Genomic DNA, 22,538 nt, shown 5'->3' with positions numbered 1-22,538 from the left:
AACGGCGAGCTTTGGCTGTGAACAAGTGTAACGGTGGAAAAACAGAAACCGCCCCGCAGGTAGCAGCCATACGCTGTACCCGTCGGAGCGGCCTCGTGTCGCGAGTGGGCTGCACAGCAGCCCCTTGCACTGGTAGCTTACGACGCCACCGTCTCCTGCACCACGCGAATGACGCGCTGCGGGAACGGAATGTCGATACCCTCAGCCTTCAACCGGTCACGGGCATGCTCGTTGAGCATGAACATCACGTCCCAGTAATCGGCGGTCTTGGTCCACAGACGCAGGGACACCGTGATCGAGCTGTCACCCAGCGTCGCAACTACCGCCTGCGGCGCAGGGTCGGGCAGCACGCGAGGGTCTTGCGCCAGCTCCAGCAGCACATTACGCGCCTTCTGCAGGTCGGCCTCGTAGTCCACGCCGACATCGAACACCACCTTGCGGGTAGGCTGACGGTTGGTGTTGGTGATGATGCCATTGGACAGGCTGCCGTTGGGCATGATCACGGTCTTGTTGTCACCGGTACGCAGCACGGTGTGGAAGATCTGGATGCTGTCGACGGTGCCACTGACACCCTGAGCTTCGATCCAGTCGCCAATTCGGAATGGGCGGAACATCAGAATCAGCACGCCGCCGGCGAAGTTCGCCAGGCTACCTTGCAAGGCCAGGCCAATGGCCAGGCCAGCGGCACCGATAGCCGCAACGAACGAGGTGGTCTCGATGCCGATCATCGACGCCACGCTGACGACCAGCAGCACCTTGAGTACGATGTTGGCCAAGGTGCTGATGAAGCTTTGCAGCGCCACATCGGCCCGCAGCCCCACCAGTTTGCCCAGCCGCGCACTGAGCTTGTTGATCAACCACCAGCCGATGGCCAGGGTCAACAGCGCCAGCAAGAGGCGGCTGCCGTACTCCATGATCAAGGGAATCCAGGTCTGCGATTGGCGGACCAGCTGATCGACTTCAGCGTTCAAATCCATATTCATCTCCTGATGCCGAGCGGCAATTGCACAGTAAAACGGTCCGCGGGGCGTTCAGCGGCCGCAGGAACCGGTGGACATCAATACGCCACCAAGGTTCCTGCGCCGGACAGATCAATCGCGGAAGTTGTTGAACTGCAGCGGCATGTCGAATTCCTTGGTGCGCAGCAGGGCGATCGCTTCCTGCAGGTCGTCACGCTTCTTGCCGGTGACGCGTACCTGCTCGCCCTGGATGGCGGCCTGGACCTTCAGCTTGCCGTCCTTGATGGTAGCGACGATCTTCTTGGCCAAGTCTTTGTCGATACCTTCGCGGAACTTGGTTTCCTGCTTCATTTCCTTGCCCGAAGGATAAGCGTCCTTCACTTCCAGGCACTTTACGTCGATCTTGCGCTTGACCAGGGCCAGGCGCAGGATCTCGACCATCGCCTCAAGCTGGAACTCGGCTTCGGCGGTCAAAAGCACGGTCTGCTCCTTTTCCTTGAACTCGAAGCTGCCCTTGCCCTTGAGGTCGTAGCGACGGTCCAGTTCCTTGATGGCGTTGTCGACAGCGTTCTGCACTTCGTGCTTGTCCAGTTCCGATACCACGTCGAACGAAGGCATGTTGTTCTCCAAAATAAAAGCGCGCTCGGCGTGAAGATGGAGCGCGCGGGGTTTGACGGTTAAAATGCGAGCTCATTATAACGGGTTGCGAAACGCAGATGAGCAGCACCTGGCATATTCTCGGCGCCGGCAGCCTCGGCAGCCTGTGGGCCTGCCGCCTGGCACGGGCAGGCAAGGCAGTACGGTTGATCCTGCGCGATGAGCGTCGCCTGAAGGCTTATCAGCAAGCCGGAGGGCTGACCCTGCTCGAGCAGGACCTCTCGAACCGTTACGCGATACCCGCCGAAACCGCTGCGGCCCACGGGCCGATCCACCGCCTGCTGGTCGCCTGCAAGGCGTATGACGCCGCGCCAGCCGTCGCTCACCTGGCGCCCAGGCTGGCCGAAGGCGCAGAAATCGTGCTGCTGCAAAATGGCCTGGGTAGCCAGGATGAGGTGGCCGACCAGGTCCCCCATGCCCGGTGCATCTTCGCCTCGAGCACCGAAGGCGCGTTCCGTGAGGATGATTGGCGGGTCCGCTTTGCCGGCCATGGTTTCAACTGGCTGGGCGACCCGGTCAACCCCAGCACGCCGGAATGGTTCGATGACCTGCATGAGGCGGGGATTCCCGCCGAATGGACGGTGGATATCCTTACCCGGCTGTGGCGCAAACTCGCGCTGAACTGCGCCATCAACCCGCTGACCGTGCTGCATGATTGTCACAACGGCGGGTTGCTGGGGCATCTGCCGGAAGTCGACGCCGTTTGCGCCGAGCTGGGCGCGCTGCTGTGCCATTGCGGTCAGCCCCAGGCAGCGGAAAACCTCGATGAAGAAGTACAGCGGGTGATCCTCGCCACCGCCGCCAACTACTCTTCCATGTATCAGGATGTGCGGGCCGGCCGACGTACCGAGGTGCATTACCTGCTCGGCCATGCATGCCGGGTCGCCACCCGTCATGGCGTAGCCCTGCCGCAGCTGGAACAGTTGCACCAGCGCCTGGTCGATAACCTGCAGGCCCGCGGCTTGCCCAGCGCCTGACGCTGGCCATTGAACCCGATACGGACATTGCCTTGCCCATGACCCTGCGCCAACGCCTGGAAAACCTCCCGGTAGGTCAGAAACTGCTGGCTGCCCTGCTGGTACTGCTGGTCACCATTTTGCTGGTGGCCAACCTGACGTTCATCAGCGCCGCCTACTGGATCACCCAGGAGAGCATGGCGCCCCAGGCACTGCAGACCATCGGCCGGCTGGTGGCCAACCCCCAGCTGTCGACCCGCGCGGGCGATAGCCCGGAGTCGGCCAGCGCCCTGCTCAAGGAACTGGACAGCTACACCCCTCTGCGCGCCGCCGCGATCTACGGCGGTGACGGCCGCATGCTCGCGCAGCTCCAGCATGGCGACCCACTGACCTTGCCCAAGCGCTACCGCAATATCGACGGTTGGCGGCTGATGGAGTTTCGCAGTACGCAACTGATCCGTATCCCCCGGGACGCCAGTCCGCCAGCCCACCTGCTGCTGGTGGCCAGCAGCGAGCTACCGACCGCTTTCTACACCGGCACGCTCAGCGCCAGCCTGGCCATCCTGATATTCAGTATCCTGTTGTGGGTGGTCATCGCCAGACAGATCAAGCGGCTGATCACACAGCCGATCAACCAGCTCGAGGAACTCAGCCGCCAGGTCACCCGCGAAGAGAGCTACGCCCTGCGTGCCAAGCGTGGCAACGAGGACGAGATCGGCAGTCTGGCCGAAGCCTTTAACACCATGTTGTCGCGCATCGAGGCGCGAGAGCAGCAACTCAAGCGCGCCCGAGATGAATTCCAGACGGCCTATGACCAGGCCCAGGGTCTTGCCGAGGAAACCCGCCACACCAACCGTAAACTGGAACTGGAAGTTCAGGTACGCAGCAAGATCGAGAAAAAGCTCACCGGCTTCCAGAACTACCTCAACAGCATCATTGACTCGATGCCATCGGCCCTGATCGCCCTGGACGAGCAGCTCTACGTCACCCAATGGAACCATGAGGCCACGGTGCTCTCCGGCACGCCCCTGGACGAAGCGCTGAACCAGCCGATCTTCATCGCCTTCGAGCCGCTCAAGCCCTTCCTGCCGCAGCTCAAGGAAAGCGTCGAGAAGCACCGCGTAGCCAAGATAGAGCGGGTCACCTGGCCCAAGGGGGACGACCTGCGCCATTACGCGTTGACGTTCTACCCGTTGATGGGCGGCGGCGGCCGCGGCGTGGTGATCCGCATCGACGACATCACTCAACGCCTGTCACTGGAAGAAATGATGGTGCAGTCGGAGAAGATGCTGTCGGTCGGCGGCCTGGCCGCAGGCATGGCCCATGAGATCAACAACCCGTTGGGCGCCATCTTGCACAACGTGCAGAACATCCGACGGCGCCTGTCGCCAGAGCTGCCCCGTAACCAGGAGCAAGCCAGCGAGCTGGGCATCGACCTGTCCAACGTCAATCGCTATCTGGAGAGCCGCGACGTTCCTCAGTTACTCGACGGCATCCAGCAGGCCGGCACGCGTGCGGCGAAGATCGTTACCCACATGCTCAGCTTCAGTCGCCGCAGCAATCGGCAACTGGCGCCGTGCGACCTGCCCGCCTTGATCGATCAGGCAGTGGACATCGCCAGCAACGACTTCGACCTCACCATCGGTTTCGACTTCAAAGGACAAGCCATCGTCCGCCAGTTCGACCCTGAGCTGGGGCCGGTCCCTTGCACCGCCAACGAGCTCGAACAGGTACTGCTCAACCTGCTGAAGAACGCCGCCCAGGCGATTCACCAGCGCCCGCAACCTTGCGAACCCGGACGCATCACGCTGCGTACCCGGCTCAATCCGCCTTGGGCGGAAATCCAAGTGGAAGACAACGGCATCGGCATGCCCGAAACAGTGCGCAAGCGCATGTTCGAGCCCTTCTTCACCACCAAGGAAGTGGGCCAGGGTACAGGCCTTGGGTTGTCGGTCTCTTATTTCATCATCACCAACAACCACAAAGGGCAGATGGAGGTGCAGTCCACGCCGGGCCACGGCACCTGCTTCACTCTGCGCCTGCCCCTCGGCCAGCCGACCACGGCGGCGCCAGGCACAACGGAGGCATGACATGGGCTACCGCCTTTCAAAGATCTACACACGCACCGGCGACAAAGGCGAAACCGGCCTGGGCGACGGTCGTCGCGTCCCCAAGGACCATCCACGGATCGAGGCGATCGGCGAAGTGGACAGTCTTAACAGCCAGCTTGGGCTACTGCTGGCCGGCCTGGCCGAACAAGGGCTGGATGAAGTGAGCGAGGTGCTTGCGCCGTGCCAGCATCGGTTGTTCGACCTGGGTGGTGAGCTGGCAATGCCAAGTTACCAGGCGCTGGACCAGGCCGAGGTGGAGCGACTGGAAGCCGCCATCGACGTGTGGAACGAAGAGCTGGGGCCGTTGAAGAACTTCATTCTGCCCAGCGGCTCTGCTCTGGTGGCCCAGGCCCATGTGTGTCGGAGCCTGGCCCGCACTGCGGAACGCCGGTGTCAGCAGTTGAACGCCGTAGAACCGCTCGAAGGCGTGGGCCTGGCCTACATCAACCGGCTTTCCGATCTGCTGTTCGTGGCGGCCCGCATCATTGGGCGCCGCCAAGGAATCGCTGAGGTCTTGTGGCAGCCTGCAGGGAAGACGCCAGACTGACGGTGGACCTTGTGTCGCGCAAGGGCCGCTCAGCGGCCCCGCCGTTCAGACCTCAGGCCAGAAGGCCCGGATCCCCGCAACGCCCTGTGCCCCGACGTCCCAGGCACGCTCGCGCTCACTGGGTCCAACCCCACCCAGCAAGAATACCGGTTGGTTGAAACCGGCAATCATCTGCCGCGCTGCATCCCAGCCCAGTGGCGCCGCCTCTGGATGGGTCTGGGTCGGCTGAACCGGCGACAGGGTGACGAAGTCCACGCCCATCCGTTCGGCCAACGCCAGTTCCTCTGCATTATGGCAGGACGCCGCCAGCCAACGCGCCGTCGGGAACGGTCGGCCCTTGGCCGCATACTTACGCAACTGCGCGGCGGTGAGGTGCCAACCAGCCGCGGGGAAGTCGCCCAGCCACTCCAGCGGCCCCTTGAGCATCAGTTGCGCCTTGCCAGCACAAAGGCCAACCGCGTCCACCGCCACATCCCGGTACTTGGGGTCGTACATGTCCGGTGCCCGCAGCTGGATCAGACGGATACCCGAGGCGACGGCCTTCTGGATGCCCTTGAGCATCTCGGGTACCTCAAGCCCGTCCGGGGTAATCAGATACTGATCCGGCAACCGCGCGGCAGCGACGATCGGCTTGTTGGCTTCCGGGAACGCGTACTGCCCAAGATCACGCGGGGCTACCCAGGCCAGCGGCTGCCCTTCGGCACCATGAGGTTCGCCGGTGAAGGCGTCGACTTCATGGACATCCAGCAACACCTGCTTGTCCGGGTAGTCATGGCTGACCTTGATCAGCGGTCGCGAACGGGTCACCTCGATGCCCAACTCCTCGCGCAACTCGCGGACCAGCGCCGACTCGACGCCTTCGCCCTCCTCCACCTTGCCCCCAGGGAACTCCCACAGGCCACCCTGATGCTGGCTATCGGCACGCCGGGCGATAAGGATCCGGCCGTCACCACCGCGAATGACCGCTGCTACGACATGAATCCGTTTCACCCTTCACGCTCCGCGAGTCCTGCTTTCTGCCAGGCCTGGAAGGCCGGCCACTGGTAGAGGGTTTCGATGTAGGCCGCCGCATGCGCCGGCACATCGACTCGATAGGTACGCAGGCGTACGGCGACCGGCGCGAAGAAGGCATCGGCCAGGGTCGGCTTGCCGAACAGGAACGGGCCACTGTCCTTGGCCACCAGGCGGCACTCCGACCACAACGCGACGATACGATCGATGTCCACTTGCACCTCCAGCGGGATGCTCTCCAGGGCGGCGTCTCGGGACAAGTCGAAAGGCATGGCACTGCGCAAGGCGGTGAACCCGCTGTGCATCTGAGCGCAGGCCGAGCGGGCCTGCGCACGCGCTGCGATATCTGCAGGCCATAGCTGGGCAGCGGGGTGGCGTTCGTTGAGGTATTCGGCAATCGCCAGGGAATCGGCGATCACGCCGTGCTCGGTCTTGAGCAATGGCACCTTGCCGGTAGCGGAGTACTGAAGGATGCGCTGGCGGGTGTCTGGCTGGTTGAGTTTGATCAGCGTTTCTTCATAGTCCGCGCCAGCCAACTCGAGGGCCAGGGCGCCACGTAGCGACCACGAAGAATAGCGTTTGTCGCCGATGATCAGGTGATAGCTCATGGGTCGGCTCCATTGAATGCGGGTGAGTGGCGGCTGCCTGGCAGGCTATCGCCGCGGTTCGGCACCACGGCAAGCCGGCTCCTGTGGACATTGCACCTGCAGGAGCTGACTTACCGGCGAACAGGACCTTGTATCAGGTACGGTATTCGGCGTTGATCTTCACGTACTCGTGGGACAGGTCGGTGGTCCAGATGGTTTCGCTGCACTGGCCACGGCCCAGCTCGATGCGAATGGTGATTTCCTCCTGGGCCATCACCTTGGCACCCTGGTCTTCGGTGTAACTTGGGCTGCGGCCGCCTTTGCTGGCAATGCAGACGTTGTCCAGGTACACGTCGATCAGGCTGACATCCAGTTCCGGCACACCGGCGCGGCCCACTGCAGCCAGAATACGGCCCCAGTTCGGGTCGGACGCGAACAGCGCGGTCTTGATCAGCGGCGAGTGGGCCACGGCGTAACCGACGTCCAGACACTCCTGGTGGTTGCCGCCGCCATTGACCTGAACGGTGACGAACTTGGTAGCGCCTTCGCCATCACGGACGATGGCCTGAGCCACTTCCATGCACACCTCGAACACCGCCTTTTTCAGGGCTTCGAACAGCGCACCGCTGGCTTGGGTGACCTCCGGCAGGTTGGCCTTGCCGGTGGCGATGAGCATGCAGCAATCGTTGGTCGAGGTGTCGCCGTCGATGGTGATGCGGTTGAACGACTTGTTGGCGCCATCGAGCATCAGGTCCTTGAGCACCGCCGGTGCGACCTTGGCGTCGGTGGCGATATAACCGAGCATGGTGGCCATGTTCGGACGGATCATGCCCGCGCCCTTGCTGATGCCGGTCACGGTGACGGTCACGCCATCGTGCTGGAACTGACGGCTGGCGCCTTTGGGCAGGGTGTCGGTGGTCATGATGCCGGTGGCGGCTTCAGCCCAGTTGTTTTCCGACAGGTTGTCCAGGGCGGCCTGCAGGGCGCCTTCGATCTTCTCTACCGGCAGCGGCTCACCGATGACACCGGTAGAGAACGGCAGTACCGATTCGGCAGGTACGCCGGCCAGTTCCGCCAGCTTGGCGCAGGTACGCTCGGCAGCGGCCAGACAGGAGCGCCGGTACCGGCGTTGGCGTTGCCGGTGTTGGTCAGCAAGTAGCGCACGGTGCCCTGCACACGCTGCTTGGACAGGATCACCGGCGCTGCGCAGAAGGCATTGAGGGTGAACACACCTGCGACGCTGGAGCCTTCGGCACAGCGCATGACCACCACATCCTTGCGCCCGGGACGCTTGATGCCCGCGGATGCAATACCGAGTTCGAAACCCGGAACCGGGTGCAAGGTGGGCAAAGGACCAAGACCAACAGCCATTAGAGCGCTCCTAGAAATAGGGTTTGAGAACAATGTTTAGAGCGGGGCCGCTTGGCGCCCCCTTCGTGACACAAAGCCGCTCCCACCGGATACCACGCCGCCGATGAGCTGGGCGCAGTACCTGTGGGAGCGGCCTTGTGTCGCGATAGGGCCGCAGAGCGGCCCCTCAGGTCAGATCACTCGATCTGACCATGGCAATGCTTGAACTTCTTGCCCGAACCACACCAGCACGGCTCGTTGCGGCCCAGCTTCTGCTCGTTGCGCACCGGCGCGGCAGCCACGGCCACTTCGGCGCCCTCCTCGCTCTGCTGCTCGGCTTCAAGACCAGGGGCAGCGGCGTGCTGGAACTGCATGCGGCTGGCCAGCTCCTCGGCCTCGCGACGCAGACGGGCTTCCTCTTCGGCTGGATCTTCGCGACGCACCTGAACGTGGGACAGCACACGAATGGTGTCGCGCTTGATCGACTCGAGCAGTTCCTGGAACAGGGTGAACGATTCGCGCTTGTACTCCTGCTTCGGGTTCTTTTGCGCGTAACCACGCAGGTGAATACCGTGACGCAGGTGGTCCATGGTCGACAGGTGGTCTTTCCACAGGTCGTCCAGCACGCGCAGCAGGATCTGCTTCTCGAAGGTGCGCAGGGCCTCGATGCCGGCCTGGTCTTCCTTCTCGGTGTAGGCGCGGGTGATCTCGTTCAGCAGCTTCTCGCGCAGGGTCTCCTCGTAGAGGTGATCGTCCTCGTCGAGCCACTGCTGGATCGGCAGCTTCATGGCGAAATCGCTGGCCAGCGACGCTTCCAGACCAGCCACGTCCCACTGCTCAGGCAGCGACTGCGGTGGAATGTGCTGGCTGATGGTGGCATCCAGGACTTCCTTGCGGAACTCTTCGATGGTATCGCCAATGTTCTCGGCGGCCAGCAGGCTGTTGCGCATGTGGTAGATCACCTTGCGCTGCTCGTTGGCCACGTCGTCGTATTCGAGCAACTGCTTGCGGATGTCGAAGTTGCGGCCTTCGACCTTGCGCTGGGCTTTCTCGATGGCGTTGGTCACCATGCGGTGTTCGATAGCCTCGCCGGACTGCATGCCCAGGGCCTTCATGAAGTTCTTCACCCGGTCGGAGGCGAAGATACGCATCAGGCTGTCTTCCAGCGACAGGTAGAAGCGGCTCGAACCCGGGTCGCCCTGACGACCGGAACGGCCGCGCAGCTGGTTGTCGATACGGCGGGATTCGTGACGCTCGGAAGCGATGACGTGCAGGCCGCCAGCCTCGATCACTTGCTGGTGACGTTTCTGCCAATCCGCCTTGATCTGGGCGATCTGCTCGGCGGTCGGGTTCTCCAAGGCCGCCACTTCGGCCTCCCAGTTGCCGCCCAGCAGGATGTCGGTACCGCGACCGGCCATGTTGGTGGCGATGGTCAGCGCACCTGGCGCGCCGGCCTGGGCGATGATCTCGGCTTCCTTCTCGTGGTACTTGGCGTTCAGTACCTTGTGGTCGATACCTTCCTTCTTCAGAAGGTTCGACATGTGCTCGGACGTTTCGATGGTCGCGGTACCTACCAGTACCGGACGGCCATGACTCAGGCTCTCTTTGATGTCAGCGATGATCGCGGCATATTTTTCGTCCGCGGTCAGGTAGACCAGGTCGTTGAAGTCCTTGCGCGCCAGCGGCTTGTTAGGCGGAATGACCATCACGTTGAGGGCGTAGATCTGGGCGAATTCGAACGCTTCGGTATCGGCGGTACCGGTCATGCCGGACAGCTTGGTGTAGAGACGGAAGTAGTTCTGGAAGGTGGTCGAAGCCAGCGTCTGGCTTTCGGCCTGGATGTTCAGGTTTTCCTTCGCCTCGATGGCCTGGTGCAGGCCCTCGGACAGACGGCGGCCTGGCATGGTACGGCCGGTGTGCTCGTCGATCAGCAGGACCTGGCCGTCCTGGACGATGTACTCGACGTTGCGGTGGAACAGCTTGTGCGCACGCAGGCCGGCGTAGACGTGGGTCAGCAGGCCCAGGTTGTGCGCCGAGTAGAGGCTTTCGCCCTCGGCCAGCAGACCGGCCTGGGTCAGCATCTCTTCGATGTACTGGTGACCGGCCTCGTTGAGTTCGACCTGGCGGCTCTTCTCGTCGATGGTGAAGTGGCCTTCCTGGGTGACCTGACCTTCGACCTCTTCGATGTGCTGCTTCAAGCGCGGGATCAGGCGGTTGATCTCGATGTACAGCTTCGAGCTGTCTTCGGCCTGGCCAGAGATGATCAGCGGGGTACGGGCTTCGTCGATGAGGATCGAGTCGACTTCGTCGATCACGGCGAAGTTCAGTTCACGCTGGAACTTCTCTTCCTGGCTGAAGGCCATGTTGTCGCGCAGGTAGTCGAAACCGAATTCGTTGTTGGTGCCGTAGGTGATGTCGGCGGCGTAGGCGGCGCGCTTCTCTTCCGGCGGCTGGAAGGCCGATACGATGCCAACGGTCAGGCCGAGGAATTCGTACAGCGGACGCATCCAGTTGGCGTCACGGCGGGCCAGGTAGTCGTTGACGGTCACGACATGCACGCCCTTGCCGGACAATGCATTGAGATAGACGGCCAGGGTACCGACCAAGGTCTTGCCTTCGCCGGTGCGCATTTCTGCGATCATACCCTCGTGCAGGGTCATGCCGCCGATCAGCTGCACATCGAAGTGACGCATGCCCATGACTCGCTTGCCGGCCTCACGGGCAACGGCGAAGGCCTCGGGCAGCAATTGGTCCAGTGTCTCGCCTTTGGCCAGGCGCTCCTTGAACTCTGCGGTCTTGCCCCGCAGCTGCTCGTCGGAGAGGGCCACCATCTTCTCTTCGAGAGCATTGACGATGTTCACCGTCTTGAGCATGCGTTTGACTTCACGCTCGTTCTTGCTTCCAAAAAGTTTCTTTAACAAAGGCGCAAACATATCGGCAGGATCTTCCACACGTAGGGATGGAGGGCGGCCCCATGAGTCGCCCGTGCAGCCCTGAGGCCGCATGCGAACGAGCATTCTACCCGGAAACGATGGTGAGGAAAGTGGTGGATTTCCACGATGCTGGCACAGCGCTTTGGCGGGGGCGTTTCTAAGATAGGGTCATTTTCACTGAGTTCAACCCTTGTGTTCATGAAACGTATCGCGAATGACTCGTATCCCGCAGGGTCTGCACCGACGTATTGCCGGCCAGCCGGCGATGAGGCCAGCCAGGGTGCCGGAAATGTTAGACTGCCGATCTTGTAACCGCGTGCGTACCCCATGGCCTACAAACCCACTCCCGCCCAGCCGCCCTCTGCCCTGTTGCGCCAGAACCGCCCGCTGCGCTTGTTACTGAACCAGGCCGAGCGCCTGGAGCACTTGCAGCGCCTACTGGAAAGCCAGCTGCAACCAGCCGCCCGCGAGCACTGCCATGTGGCATCGTGGCGCGACGGCACGCTGTTACTGGTGGTGACCGACGGTCATTGGGCTACACGCCTGCGCTATCAGCAAAAGCGCCTGATGCGCCAGCTACAGGCCATGGAAGCGTTCGGCAACCTCTCCCGTATCCTGTTCAAGGTGCAGCCGCCGCTGGTGCCTGCCAAGCGTGGCGGACATGCCATCGAGCTGTCGAGCACGGCGGCCGAGAGCTTGCGTGACACCGCCGAGGGCATTGCTGACCCCAAGTTGCGCGCCGCACTGGAACGACTGGCCGCGCACGCCCGAGAGAAGTAGCCAGGCGCATCGCGAGCAAGGCTCGCTTCTACCGAAGATGCGCGCGATAACGTGCCAGGCGCCGAAGCGGTCGCGCGCGCATCCCGCAGGCATGACTGGCCCGAAACAGAGGTGGGAGCCCTTCCTCCCGACACCACACGATCCAGGCAATAAAAAGGCCACCCGAAGGTGGCCTCAATGAACTAGAGAGTGTTCGAACTTACACGGCCGCAACAGGGCGCATGTACGAGATCGGTGCCGTACTGGCATCTTCGAAAGTGACCACTTCCCAGGCATCTTTTTCAGCAATGAGCTTGCGCAGCAGCTGGTTGTTCAGCGCGTGTCCGGACTTGAAGCCCTTGAACTCGCCGATCAGGCTGTTGCCCAGCAGGTAAAGGTCGCCGATGGCATCGAGGATCTTGTGCTTGACGAATTCGTCTTCATAGCGAAGGCCGTCTTCGTTCAGCACGCCGTCTTCGTCGACAACGATGGCGTTCTCGACACTGCCGCCCAACGCGAGGTTGTGCTTGCGCAGGTACTCGATGTCACGCATGAAACCAAAGGTACGGGCGCGGCTGACTTCCTTCACGAACGACGTGCTGGAGAAGTCGACGCTGGCACTTTGGGTCCGGTTGCGCAGCACCGGGTGGTCGAAGTCGATCTCGAAGCTCACCTTGAACCCGTCGAACGGCAGGAAGGTAGCGCGCTTGTCGCCCTCCTCCACTGTCACTTCGCGCAGGATACGGATGAACTTCTTGGCTGCGTCCTGTTCTTCCAGGCCAGCAGACTGAATCAGGAATACGAAGGGACCGGCGCTGCCATCCATGATCGGCACTTCCGAGGCGGAGAGCTCGACGTAGGCGTTATCGATGCCCAGGCCCGCCATGGCGGAGAGCAGGTGCTCGACCGTATCGACCTTGACGTCACCGTTGACCAGCGTCGTCGACATGGTTGTCTCACCGACGTTGGCCGCGCGCGCCGGGATTTCGACCACAGGGTCGAGGTCGGCGCGACGGAAGACGATGCCGGTGTCAACAGGCGCAGGCTTGAGGGTCAGGTAGACCTTCTCCCCGGAGTGCAGACCGACACCTGTGGCACGGATGGTATTCTTCAGGGTGCGTTGTTTAATCATGGCATTGGCCGCTTCAGCGCAAATTGCGAACAGGTATCAACAAAGGCTGGGGATGATAACAGACCCGGCCTTTGCTGAACACCAATCACCCCTATACCCCTGATAAATTCCATTAATCAGCCTGACGACGCAGGAATGCCGGAATATCAAGGTAGTCCAGATCATCCTGTGGGTTGAGTTTAGCTGCCGCGGCGGCACCTGCATGGGCCTGGTTGCGCATCACGGTCGGACGCTCCAGGTCACGGTAGTTGACCGCTGGCTGCTCCTGACGCGCAGGCGCAGGGTTGGACGACTCGTATACCTGCTGGGCGGTCTGCAGGGTGTTGTCCACCACCTTGACCGGCTTCTCGATACGAGCGCCCAGGCCAGTGGCGACCACGGTGACGTGCAGCTCGTCGCGCATGTCCGGGTCGATAACGGTACCGACCTTGACCATCGCGTGGTCGGAGGCGAAGGCTTCGATGATGCTACCCACATCGGAGTACTCGCCCAGCGACAGGTCGGGACCTGCGGTGATGTTGACCAGGATACCGCGAGCGCCCTGCAGGTTGACGTCTTCGAGCAGCGGGTTGCGGATGGCTGCCTCGGTCGCCTCGCGAGCACGGTTCGGACCGCTGGCGCAGCCAGTGCCCATCATCGCCATGCCCATCTCGCCCATCACGGTACGCACGTCGGCGAAGTCGACGTTGATCATGCCCGGACGCTTGATGATGTCGGAAATACCGCGAACGGCGCCGGCCAGCACGTCGTCTGCCTTGGCGAAGGCAGACAGCAGGCTGGCATCCTTGCCCAGGATGGTCAGCAGTTTTTCGTTAGGGATGGTGATCAGCGAGTCAACGCTTTCCGCCAGCATACGGATGCCTTCATCGGCGATCTGCATGCGCTTGCGGCCCTCGAACGGGAACGGACGGGTCACCACGGCAACGGTGAGAATGCCCATTTCCTTGGCCACTTCGGCGATGATCGGCGCCGCACCGGTACCGGTACCACCCCCCATGCCAGTGGTGATGAACACCATGTTGGTGCCCTGCAGCACCTCGGCGATACGCTCACGGTCTTCCAGCGCGGCCTGACGACCGACTTCCGGATTGGCACCGGCACCCAGGCCTTTGGTCACACCGGTACCCAGTTGCAGGATGGTGCGCGCGCCGATGTTTTTCAGCGCTTGAGCATCGGTGTTGGCGCAGATGAACTCGACGCCTTCGATGTTGCTCTTCACCATGTGGTTGACGGCGTTGCCGCCGCCACCGCCAACGCCGATCACCTTGATGACCGGACTTTGCGGGACGTTGTCTACGAGCTCGAACATTTTCCCTCTCCTTACAGTTCTCTAGTTGTCGCGCCTACCACTACTGCTTTGAAACTTAGAAGTTGCCCTGGACCCACCGCTTGAAGCGCTCAAGCACTGGGGCCTTCGGTTCATCGCCATAGCTGTTGCTGCTGCTGTTACCGGTCAGGGGCAAGTCCTCGGTCTGCTTCTGCAGGCCATAGGTGAGCAAGCCCACGCCAGTGGAATAGATCGGGTTGCGCACCACGTCGCTCAGTCCCCGAACGCTGTGCGGTACGCCAAGGCGTACCGGCATGTGGAAGATTTCTTCGGCCAGTTCCACGGCACCTTCCATCTTCGCGGTGCCACCGGTAAGGACGATGCCGGCTGGCACCAGGTCCTCGTAGCCGCTGCGACGCAGCTCGGCCTGGATCAGGGTGAAGAGCTCGTCGTAACGCGGCTCCACCACCTCGGCCAGGGCCTGACGCGACAGCTCGCGCGGAGGACGGTCGCCCACGCTTGGCACCTTGATGGTCTCGCCAGCGCCGGCCAGCTTGGCCAGGGCGCAGGCGTAACGGATCTTGATTTCCTCGGCGTACTGGGTGGGCGTGCGCAGGGCCATGGCGATGTCGTTGGTCACCTGGTCGCCCGCGATCGGGATCACCGCGGTGTGGCGGATGGCGCCTTCGGTGAAGATGGCGATATCGGTCGTGCCACCACCGATGTCTACCAGGCACACGCCCAGCTCTTTCTCGTCGTCGGTCAGCACCGAGTAGGCCGAGGCCAGTTGCTCGAGGATGATGTCGTCAATTTCCAGGCCACAGCGGCGCACGCACTTCTCGATGTTCTGTGCCGCATTGACTGCGCAGGTGACCACGTGGACCTTGGCTTCCAGACGAACGCCGGACATGCCCAGCGGCTCGCGCACGCCTTCCTGGTTATCGATCACGTAGTCCTGCGGCAGGGTGTGCAGCACACGCTGATCGGCCGGAATGGCCACGGCCTGGGCAGCGTCGAGTACCCGCTCAAGGTCGGCGAGACTCACTTCGCGATCGCGAATGGCGACGATACCGTGGGAGTTCAGGCTGCGGATATGGTTGCCGGCCACGCCGACGAATGCGGAGTGGATGCGGCAACCGGCCATCAGCTGCGCTTCTTCCACCGCGCGCTGGATCGACTGCACGGTGGACTCGATGTTCACCACCACGCCTTTCTTCAGGCCACGGGACGGATGGGTGCCGATACCCACGATTTCCAGGGTGCCGTCTTCGGCCACTTCACCCACCAGCGCCACCACCTTGGAGGTGCCGATGTCCAGCCCGACGATCATTTTGCCGCTATGCGCGTTTGCCATGGTCCTGCCTCTCTCTAATTCTTCGCAACGGCGGGTTGGGCCGTCGTCGGTGCAATCGGTTCCCGCCAACCAACGGCAAGTCCGTTGGAATAACGCAGATCAATGCGGGCGATGTTGGTGATCTGCTCTTTGAGTGTCTTGTCGTAAATGGCAATGAAACGGCGCATCTTCTCCACCAGGTGATCGCGCCCCAACAGCAGCTCGACACCCGACCCGGCGCTACCCGCGCCTGTGGTCAGGAACCAGCTGCCCCGCTCGCGCAGCTCCAGGCGAGCGATGGAAAAGCCCAGGGGGCGCAGCATCTGGCTCAATACCTGATACTGCTGCATGACTTGTTGCTGAGCGCGCTGCGGCCCGAACAGCTGCGGCAGGTGCTCGTAGTTGGCCAACTCGCGCGGGGTGAAGGCCTGACCTTGGTTGTTGAGCAAGGCTTCGTCCCCCCAGCGCGCAACCGGCAACTGTTCCTCAAGGCGAATCACCACCTCGTCCGGCCATACCCGGCGAACCTCGGCATGGGCGATCCATGGCATCTGCTCGAGCTCTGCGCGCATCGCCGTTAGGTCGACGCTGAAGAAGCTCGACGCCACGTACGGCGCGATCCGTTGCTGCACCGCCTGCTGGCTGATGTAGCTCAGGTCGCCTTGTACGGCGATCTTGGTGATCGGCCGGTCGGCGTAAGGCATGAGGCGAATGGCGCCTTCGTAGGCACCAAAGCCCGCCGCCACCAGCAGCACGGGCCACAGCAGGCGCTTGAGACCACCGAGGCTTGGCCGAGGCAGGCGCGCCGATACGGGCTCGTCGGCCACCAGTCGGCTGGCACCACGCGGCACCGGCTTGCTACGGCCGGTAACGGGTTGCTGCTGACGTATCATCGCGCCTTGCATGGCTCTTAACCTCGCGTCACGACGCTTTCAGCCAGGATCGCCAGCACCAGTTGCTGGAAGTCCAGGCCGGCCGCGCGCGCCGCCATGGGCACCAGGCTATGGTCGGTCATGCCGGGTGCGGTGTTGACTTCGAGCAGCCAGAACCGGCCCTGCTCGTCCTGCATCACGTCCAGCCGCCCCCAGCCTTCGATGCCGATGGCATCGCAGGCGCGCGCGGTCAGGTCGATCAGTTCCTTTTCCTTGGCACTGTCCAGGCCGCACGGAATGCGGTACTGGGTGTCATTGGCAATGTACTTGGCGTCGTAGTCGTAGAACACGTGCGGGGTGCCCAGCGCAATCGGAGGCAGCACCTGGCCGCGCAACACTGCGATGGTGAACTCCGGGCCGTGAATCCATTGCTCGACCAGAACTTGCGAATCGTACTTGGCGGCGTCCTTCCAGGCGGCGACCAGCTCTTGCACGCTGTTCACCTTCGCCATGCCGATACTTGAACCTTCATGGGCCGGTTTGACGATCAACGGGAAGCCCAGTTCCGCACCGGCGGCAACACAATCGCTCTCGCTGGCCAGCACGGCGTGGCGCGGGGTCGGAATGCCCAGGCTCTGCCACACCTGCTTGGTGCGCAGCTTGTCCATGGCCAGGGCAGACGCCAGGATCCCGCTACCGGTGTAAGGGATGCCCAGGCACTCGAGCAGGCCTTGCATGCTGCCGTCTTCACCGCCACGGCCGTGGAGAATGATGAAGGCGCGGTCGATCTTCTCGCTCTGCAGGCGGGCCAGCAGGTCATCACCCACATCGATGCCTACCACGTCCACACCGGCAGTGGTCAGCGCATCGATCACGGCGGCGCCAGACTTCAGCGACACCTCGCGCTCGGCGCTCTTGCCGCCGTACAGCACGGCGACACGACCGAATGCCTTGACGTCGAGGGTGGAATGCAGCTTGTCGTAGGCGCTGGTCATTTCGACTTCTCCTGCTTGGCGCCAGCGAACAGCGGGCTTTTCATCAATTGCGGGGCCAGACCGCCGACATCACCGGCACCCTGGCACAGCAGGATGTCGCCGGCGCGCAGCAGCGGCTGGACCAACGGCGCGAGTTCCACGCCACGTTCGATATAGATGGGGTCGAGCTTGCCGCGCTGACGGATGCTGTGGCAGAGCTGACGGCTGTCGGCACCCGGAATCGGCTCTTCGCCGGCCGGGTAGACTTCCATCAACAGCAGCACGTTGGCGTCGCCGAGCACCTGCACGAAGTCGTCGTACAGGTCACGGGTACGGCTGTAGCGGTGCGGCTGGTAGACGATCACCAGTCGACGGCTTGGCCAGCCGCCACGTACGGCCTTGATGACCGCAGCCACTTCGGTCGGGTGGTGACCGTAGTCGTCGACCAGCATCACGCTGCCGCCTTCGACTGGCAGCTCGCCGTAGACCTGGAAGCGCCGCCCCACGCCCTGGAAGCCGGACAAGCCCTGGACGATGGCTTCGTCGCTGATGCCTTCGTCAGTGGCGATGGCGATGGTGGCCAAGGCGTTCAACACGTTGTGGTTACCGGGCATGTTCACCGACACATCCAGCGGCTCGCGGTCGCGGCGCAGCACGGTGAAGTGGGTCTGCATGCCCTGCTGGCGCACGTTGATGGCGCGCACGTCGGCCTCTTCGCTGAAACCGTAGGTGACCGTCGGGCGCTTGACCTGCGGCAGGATCTCGCGCACTACCGGGTCGTCCAGGCACATCACGGCCAGGCCGTAGAACGGCAGGTTGTGCAGGAACTCCACGAAGGTTTTCTTCAGCTTGTTGAAGTCGCCTTCATAGGTGGCCATGTGGTCGGCGTCGATGTTGGTGACTACCGCGACCATCGGCTGCAGGTGCAGGAAGCTGGCATCGCTTTCATCGGCTTCGGCGATCAGGTAACGGCTGGTGCCCAACTGCGCGTTGGTCCCGGCCGCCGTCAGGCGCCCGCCGATGACGAAGGTCGGGTCCAGGCCACCCGCGGCGAACACCGAGGCCAGCAGACTGGTGGTGGTGGTCTTGCCGTGGGTACCGGCAACCGCTACGCCGTGGCGATAGCGCATCAGCTCGGCAAGCATCTCAGCGCGCGGCACCACTGGAATGCGGCGCTCCAGTGCGGTGGCGACTTCCGGGTTGGCCGGATTGATGGCGCTGGACACGACCAGCACGTCGGCATTGGCGGCGTTCTCGGCACGGTGGCCGACGAAGATCTGGGCACCGAACGATTCCAGGCGCTCGGTAACTGGCGAGGCCTTCAGGTCGGAACCGGACACCTGGTAGCCCAGGTTGAGCAGCACTTCGGCAATACCGCACATGCCCACACCGCCGATACCGACGAAGTGAATACGGTTGATCCGACCCATTTTCGGCTGGGGCATGGCTTTCTGGCTTTCAACCATGTGCCACCTCCAGGCAGATGTCGACCACGGTGCTGGTTGCAGCAGGTTGGCCAGGCTCCGTGCGGTGCTGGCCATGGTGTTGAGTTTCTCGGGTTGCATCAGCACCTCGTTCAGGCGTTCAGCGAGCTGCGCTGCGCCAGTTGTCGCTTGTGGCATCAGGAAGGCCGCGCCTTCCCGAGACAGGTATTGGGCGTTATGGGTCTGGTGATCGTCGATGGCATGGGGCAAGGGCACCAGCATCGAAGGCAGGCCAGCCGCCGCGAGTTCGCTGACGGTCAGGGCACCGGCCCGGCAGACCACGATATCGGCCCAGGCATAGGCTTGGGCCATGTCCTTGATGAACGGTTCGACCTGAGCCTGGACCCCAGCCTCGCGGTAACGCTCGGCGGTGATCGGCGCGTGCTGCTTGCCGGCCTGGTGGAATACCTCGGGCCGCAGGTTCGCGGGCACCTCGGACAGGGCCTTAGGCAACAATTTGTTCAAGGGTTCCGCACCCAGGCTGCCCCCCATGACCAACAGGCGGGCCCGGCGCTCGGCCAAAGGCGCACGCTGAGCGTCCATGAACAGCTCAGGGCGCACGGGGTTACCCGTGGTGCGACGTTTGTCGCTGGCCTCGAAGGTGTTCGGAAACGCTTCGCAAACGCGTGCCGACAGCGGTACCAGCAGGCGGTTGGCAGTGCCGGCGCGGGCGTTCTGCTCGTGAATGACCAACGGTATGCCGCACAGACGCGCAGCGACACCGCCCGGGCCGGTCACGTAGCCACCGAAGCCCAGCACGCATACCGGCTTGAGCTGCCGAATGATACGGCGTGCCTGAAGCACAGCCTTGATCAACGTGAACGGTGCCTTGAGCAACGACAGCTTGCCCTTGCCGCGCAGGCCGCTGACCTGGATCAGGTGCAGTGGCAGACCGGCCTGTGGCACCAGTTCGTTTTCGATGCCGCGCGGCGTGCCCAGCCAGTGCACGCTGTAACCGCGAGCCTGGAATTCACGGGCGCAGGCCAGGGCCGGGAATACATGCCCGCCGGTGCCACCCGCCATGATCAGTACGTTTTTGCCGTTAGCGGCCATGGCTGGTCTCCTCGGCAAAATCGCTTTCCTTGAATTCATGTTCCTCGCTACCCAGGTGCGTGCGGCTTTCCCACTCGATGCGCAGCAACAACCCCACGCAGGCGCAGCAGATCACCAGCGAGCTGCCTCCGTAGCTGAGGAACGGCAAGGTGAGGCCCTTGGTCGGCAACAGACCGACGTTCACCCCGATATTGATCAGGAACTGGCCGATCCACAGGAAGGCCAGACCGAACGCCATGTAGGCGGCGAAGAACTGCTTGGCTTTCTCGGCCCACAAGCCGATGTAGAGGGCGCGCACGGTGACGAACACGAACAGAGCGATGGTCGCCAGCGAACCGACGACGCCCAGCTCCTCGGCCAGGACCGAGAACACGAAGTCGGTATGCGCTTCGGGCAGGTAGAACTGCTTCTGCACGCTGTTGCCCAGCCCCACGCCCAGCCACTCGCCACGGCCGAAGGCGATCAGCGCCTGGGTCAACTGGTAGCCGGAACCGAACTGATCGGACCACGGATCGGTGAAGGTGATCAGACGGGCCATCCGGTACGGCTGTGCCTGCACCAGCACGAACACCGCCACTACCGCCAGCACCACCATCAAGCTGAAACGGAACAGCCCCACCCCGCCGAGGAACAGCATGGCCGCCGCTGCGCCCATCATGACCACGGTGGCGCCGAAGTCCGGCTCCATCAGCAGCAACGCGGCCATGGGCAGCAGGACGATGAAGGGCTTGAAGAAGCCCATCCAGGTCTCGCGCACCTCGGTCTGCCGCCTTACCAGGTAGCCGGCCAGGTAGATGACCACGAACACCTTGGCGATTTCCGAAGGCTGGACGTTGAAGAAACTGAAGCCGATCCAGCGCATGGAACCGTTCACTTCGCGACCGATACCTGGCACCAGCACCAGTACCAGCAGGCCGAAGGCGCCAAGCAGCATCATGAAGCCCATGCGTTGCCAGGTAGCGATAGGCACCATCATGGTCGCCCCACACGCCACCAGACCCAGGACCACGTAAACCAGGTGGCGGAACATGTGATAAAGCGGATTGCCGGACTGCACCGCAGCCACTTCCGAGGAAGCCGAGGTGATCATCACCAGGCCCAGGCCGAGCAGCGCCAGGCACCCGGCCAGCAGCGGGAAATCGAGGTCGATGCCACGTCCGCTGATCAGCGGCGACGGGTATGGCTTGAGGATGCCGAAGATCATGCAAGCCCTCCCGCCGCCTGGGCGAACAGGCGCCCGCGTTCTTCGAAGTTCTTGAACATATCGAGGCTGGCGCAGGCAGGCGACAGCAAGACGGCGTCACCGGACCGGGCCAGTTCGGCACATTGGTGCACGGCCTCGTCCAGCGTCTTGACCCGCACCAACTGCACGCCATCACCCAAAGCCTCGGCCAAGCGCTCGGCATCACGGCCCAGCAGCACCACGGCGCGGCAGTACTGCGCTACCGGTTCGCGCAGGGCAGAGAAATCGGCACCCTTGCCGTCGCCACCCGCGATCAGCACCAGCTTGCCGTCGATGTCGGCCCCCAGGCCCTCGATGGCCGCCAGGGCCGCCCCCACGTTCGTGGCCTTGGAATCGTCGTACCAGTTCACCCCGTTGCGCTCGCGTACCCATTGGCAGCGGTGGGCCAGGCCACCAAATTCACGCAGGGCTTCGAGCATGGGCTCGAACGGCAGGCCAGCAGCATGGCCAAGGGCCAGGGCAGCCAGGGCATTGCTCTGGTTGTGCGATCCACGGACCTTCAGCTCGCGCACCGGCATCAAGGCCTGGAACTCGAAGGCCAGGTATTTCTCGCCGTCGACTTCGCGCAGGCCAAATGCCTTGAAGTCAGGCGCATTGAGACCGAACGTCCAGCAGGGGCGACCTTCGATCGGCAGCGGGCGGCTCAGCGCATCCTGGCGGTTTACCACGACCTGACGGGCGCCGCGGAAAATACGGTGCTTGGCCAAGTGATAGGCCGGCAGCCCGCTGTAGCGGTCCATGTGGTCTTCGCTGATGTTCAGTACCGTGGCCACTTCGGCGTTGAGCTGGTCGGTGGTTTCCAGCTGGAAGCTCGACAACTCCAGGACGTACAGCTCGACATCATCAGCGAGCAGATCCAGCGCCGGCGTGCCGAGGTTGCCGCCTACTGCCACTCGCTTTCCTGCCTTGGCCGCCATCTCGCCGACCAGGGTAGTCACGGTGCTCTTGGCGTTGGAACCACTGATCGCGACGATCGGCGCCTTGGCGTGGCGAGCGAACAGCTCGATGTCACCCGACAATTTCACGCCACGCGCGGCCGCCTGCTGCAGCGCCGGGGTCGACAGCGCAAGACCTGGGCTCACATACAACTCGTTGGCGCGGCACAGGAAGTCCACGTCCAGCTCGCCACAGCGCACTTCCACCTGCGGGTACTCACGGCGCAGGGTTTCCAGTTCCGGTGGTTGCTCGCGGGTGTCGGCGACCGCAAAGGCAATGCCCTGGTTCGCCAGGAAGCGAACCAGGGACATGCCGCTCTTGCCGAGGCCGACAACGATGCGGAATTGGTCGGAAGCGATCAGTGACACGCTCAT

Annotated in this window: 17 protein-coding genes and 2 pseudogenes; 4 read left to right on the top strand and 15 right to left on the bottom strand. The window is 63.0% G+C overall.

The genetic code is table 11. The features are described 5' to 3' along the window. Positions 1-137 precede the first annotated feature (137 nt). Both VXM67_RS06705 and VXM67_RS06700 read right to left on the bottom strand, forming a co-directional pair. Complete coding sequence (locus tag VXM67_RS06705) at positions 138-977, bottom strand: mechanosensitive ion channel family protein (RefSeq protein WP_023378849.1); 840 nt, start codon at positions 975-977, stop codon at positions 138-140. Between the two features lie 114 nt (positions 978-1,091). Further along, complete coding sequence (locus tag VXM67_RS06700) at positions 1,092-1,577, bottom strand: YajQ family cyclic di-GMP-binding protein (RefSeq protein WP_023378848.1); 486 nt, start codon at positions 1,575-1,577, stop codon at positions 1,092-1,094. Positions 1,578-1,675: 98 nt separating this feature from the next. On the opposite strand from VXM67_RS06700, the gene VXM67_RS06695 reads away from it, so the two are divergent. The 3 genes from VXM67_RS06695 to VXM67_RS06685 are packed head-to-tail and all read left to right on the top strand — an operon-like array spanning position 1,676 to position 5,230. Continuing rightward, positions 1,676-2,593, top strand: coding sequence for a putative 2-dehydropantoate 2-reductase (locus VXM67_RS06695; protein ID WP_023378847.1), 918 nt, complete (start codon positions 1,676-1,678; stop codon positions 2,591-2,593). 38 nt (positions 2,594-2,631) lie between these two features. Beyond that, complete coding sequence (locus VXM67_RS06690) at positions 2,632-4,662, top strand: ATP-binding protein (RefSeq protein ID WP_367237703.1); 2,031 nt, start codon at positions 2,632-2,634, stop codon at positions 4,660-4,662. A gap of 1 nt (position 4,663) precedes the next feature. Beyond that, the gene (locus tag VXM67_RS06685) at positions 4,664-5,230 is read left to right on the top strand and encodes a cob(I)yrinic acid a,c-diamide adenosyltransferase (RefSeq protein WP_027908086.1); all 567 of its coding nucleotides are present in this window, start codon (positions 4,664-4,666) and stop codon (positions 5,228-5,230) included. A gap of 45 nt (positions 5,231-5,275) precedes the next feature. Here the strand turns inward: VXM67_RS06685 and VXM67_RS06680 are convergent, their stop codons facing one another. The 4 genes and pseudogenes from VXM67_RS06680 to secA all read right to left on the bottom strand — a co-directional run bounded on the left by VXM67_RS06680 (position 5,276) and on the right by secA (position 11,111). Continuing rightward, positions 5,276-6,220: a Nudix family hydrolase gene (locus VXM67_RS06680; protein ID WP_023378844.1), complete on the bottom strand. Its 945-nt coding sequence runs from the start codon at positions 6,218-6,220 to the stop codon at positions 5,276-5,278. Continuing rightward, on the bottom strand, positions 6,217-6,849 hold the full coding sequence (locus tag VXM67_RS06675) for a glutathione S-transferase family protein (RefSeq protein ID WP_023378843.1): 633 nt from the start codon (positions 6,847-6,849) through the stop codon (positions 6,217-6,219). The genes VXM67_RS06680 and VXM67_RS06675 overlap by 4 nt, the downstream gene beginning before the upstream one ends. 133 nt (positions 6,850-6,982) lie before the next feature. Then, a pseudogene (argJ, locus tag VXM67_RS06670) lies at positions 6,983-8,199 on the bottom strand (bifunctional glutamate N-acetyltransferase/amino-acid acetyltransferase ArgJ). A 176-nt stretch (positions 8,200-8,375) separates the two neighbouring features. After that, entirely contained in the window at positions 8,376-11,111 is a 2,736-nt protein-coding gene (gene secA, locus VXM67_RS06665; protein WP_027908084.1) for a preprotein translocase subunit SecA, read from the bottom strand. 327 nt (positions 11,112-11,438) lie between these two features. Between secA and VXM67_RS06660 the strand changes: the two genes are divergently transcribed. Continuing rightward, positions 11,439-11,891 (top strand): DUF721 domain-containing protein, encoded by a 453-nt coding sequence (locus VXM67_RS06660; RefSeq protein ID WP_023378840.1) that lies wholly within the window; start codon positions 11,439-11,441, stop codon positions 11,889-11,891. A 199-nt stretch (positions 11,892-12,090) separates the two neighbouring features. On the opposite strand, the gene lpxC is transcribed toward VXM67_RS06660, so the two are convergent. The 9 genes and pseudogenes from lpxC to murD form a co-directional block, all read right to left on the bottom strand. Beyond that, complete coding sequence (gene lpxC / locus VXM67_RS06655; RefSeq protein WP_023378839.1) at positions 12,091-13,002, bottom strand: UDP-3-O-acyl-N-acetylglucosamine deacetylase; 912 nt, start codon at positions 13,000-13,002, stop codon at positions 12,091-12,093. Positions 13,003-13,114: 112 nt separating this feature from the next. Further along, on the bottom strand, positions 13,115-14,311 hold the full coding sequence (ftsZ, locus tag VXM67_RS06650) for a cell division protein FtsZ (RefSeq protein WP_023378838.1): 1,197 nt from the start codon (positions 14,309-14,311) through the stop codon (positions 13,115-13,117). Between the two features lie 55 nt (positions 14,312-14,366). Then, positions 14,367-15,623: a cell division protein FtsA gene (gene ftsA / locus VXM67_RS06645; RefSeq protein WP_023378837.1), complete on the bottom strand. Its 1,257-nt coding sequence runs from the start codon at positions 15,621-15,623 to the stop codon at positions 14,367-14,369. A 14-nt stretch (positions 15,624-15,637) separates the two neighbouring features. After that, the gene (locus VXM67_RS06640; RefSeq protein WP_023378836.1) at positions 15,638-16,507 is read right to left on the bottom strand and encodes a cell division protein FtsQ/DivIB; all 870 of its coding nucleotides are present in this window, start codon (positions 16,505-16,507) and stop codon (positions 15,638-15,640) included. 5 nt (positions 16,508-16,512) lie between these two features. Next, positions 16,513-17,469, bottom strand: a complete 957-nt coding sequence (locus VXM67_RS06635; RefSeq protein WP_023378835.1) for a D-alanine--D-alanine ligase — start codon at positions 17,467-17,469, stop codon at positions 16,513-16,515. After that, positions 17,466-18,914: a UDP-N-acetylmuramate--L-alanine ligase gene (gene murC, locus VXM67_RS06630; protein ID WP_023378834.1), complete on the bottom strand. Its 1,449-nt coding sequence runs from the start codon at positions 18,912-18,914 to the stop codon at positions 17,466-17,468. Before murC ends, VXM67_RS06635 begins: the two co-directional genes overlap by 4 nt. Then, positions 18,907-19,985, bottom strand: a pseudogene (gene murG, locus VXM67_RS06625) (undecaprenyldiphospho-muramoylpentapeptide beta-N-acetylglucosaminyltransferase). Before murG ends, murC begins: the two are co-directional and overlap by 8 nt. Beyond that, positions 19,975-21,186, bottom strand: a complete 1,212-nt coding sequence (gene ftsW / locus VXM67_RS06620) for a putative lipid II flippase FtsW (RefSeq protein ID WP_177325257.1) — start codon at positions 21,184-21,186, stop codon at positions 19,975-19,977. Before ftsW ends, murG begins: the two are co-directional and overlap by 11 nt. Beyond that, positions 21,186-22,532 (bottom strand): UDP-N-acetylmuramoyl-L-alanine--D-glutamate ligase, encoded by a 1,347-nt coding sequence (gene murD, locus VXM67_RS06615; protein ID WP_023378831.1) that lies wholly within the window; start codon positions 22,530-22,532, stop codon positions 21,186-21,188. The genes ftsW and murD overlap by 1 nt, the downstream gene beginning before the upstream one ends. Positions 22,533-22,538: the final 6 nt, after the last annotated feature.

This window comes from Pseudomonas sp. Rh2 (genome assembly GCF_040762985.1).
In the GTDB taxonomy this organism is placed as follows: domain Bacteria; phylum Pseudomonadota; class Gammaproteobacteria; order Pseudomonadales; family Pseudomonadaceae; genus Aquipseudomonas; species Aquipseudomonas taiwanensis.
This window is presented reverse-complemented; position numbering and strand designations above follow the sequence as displayed.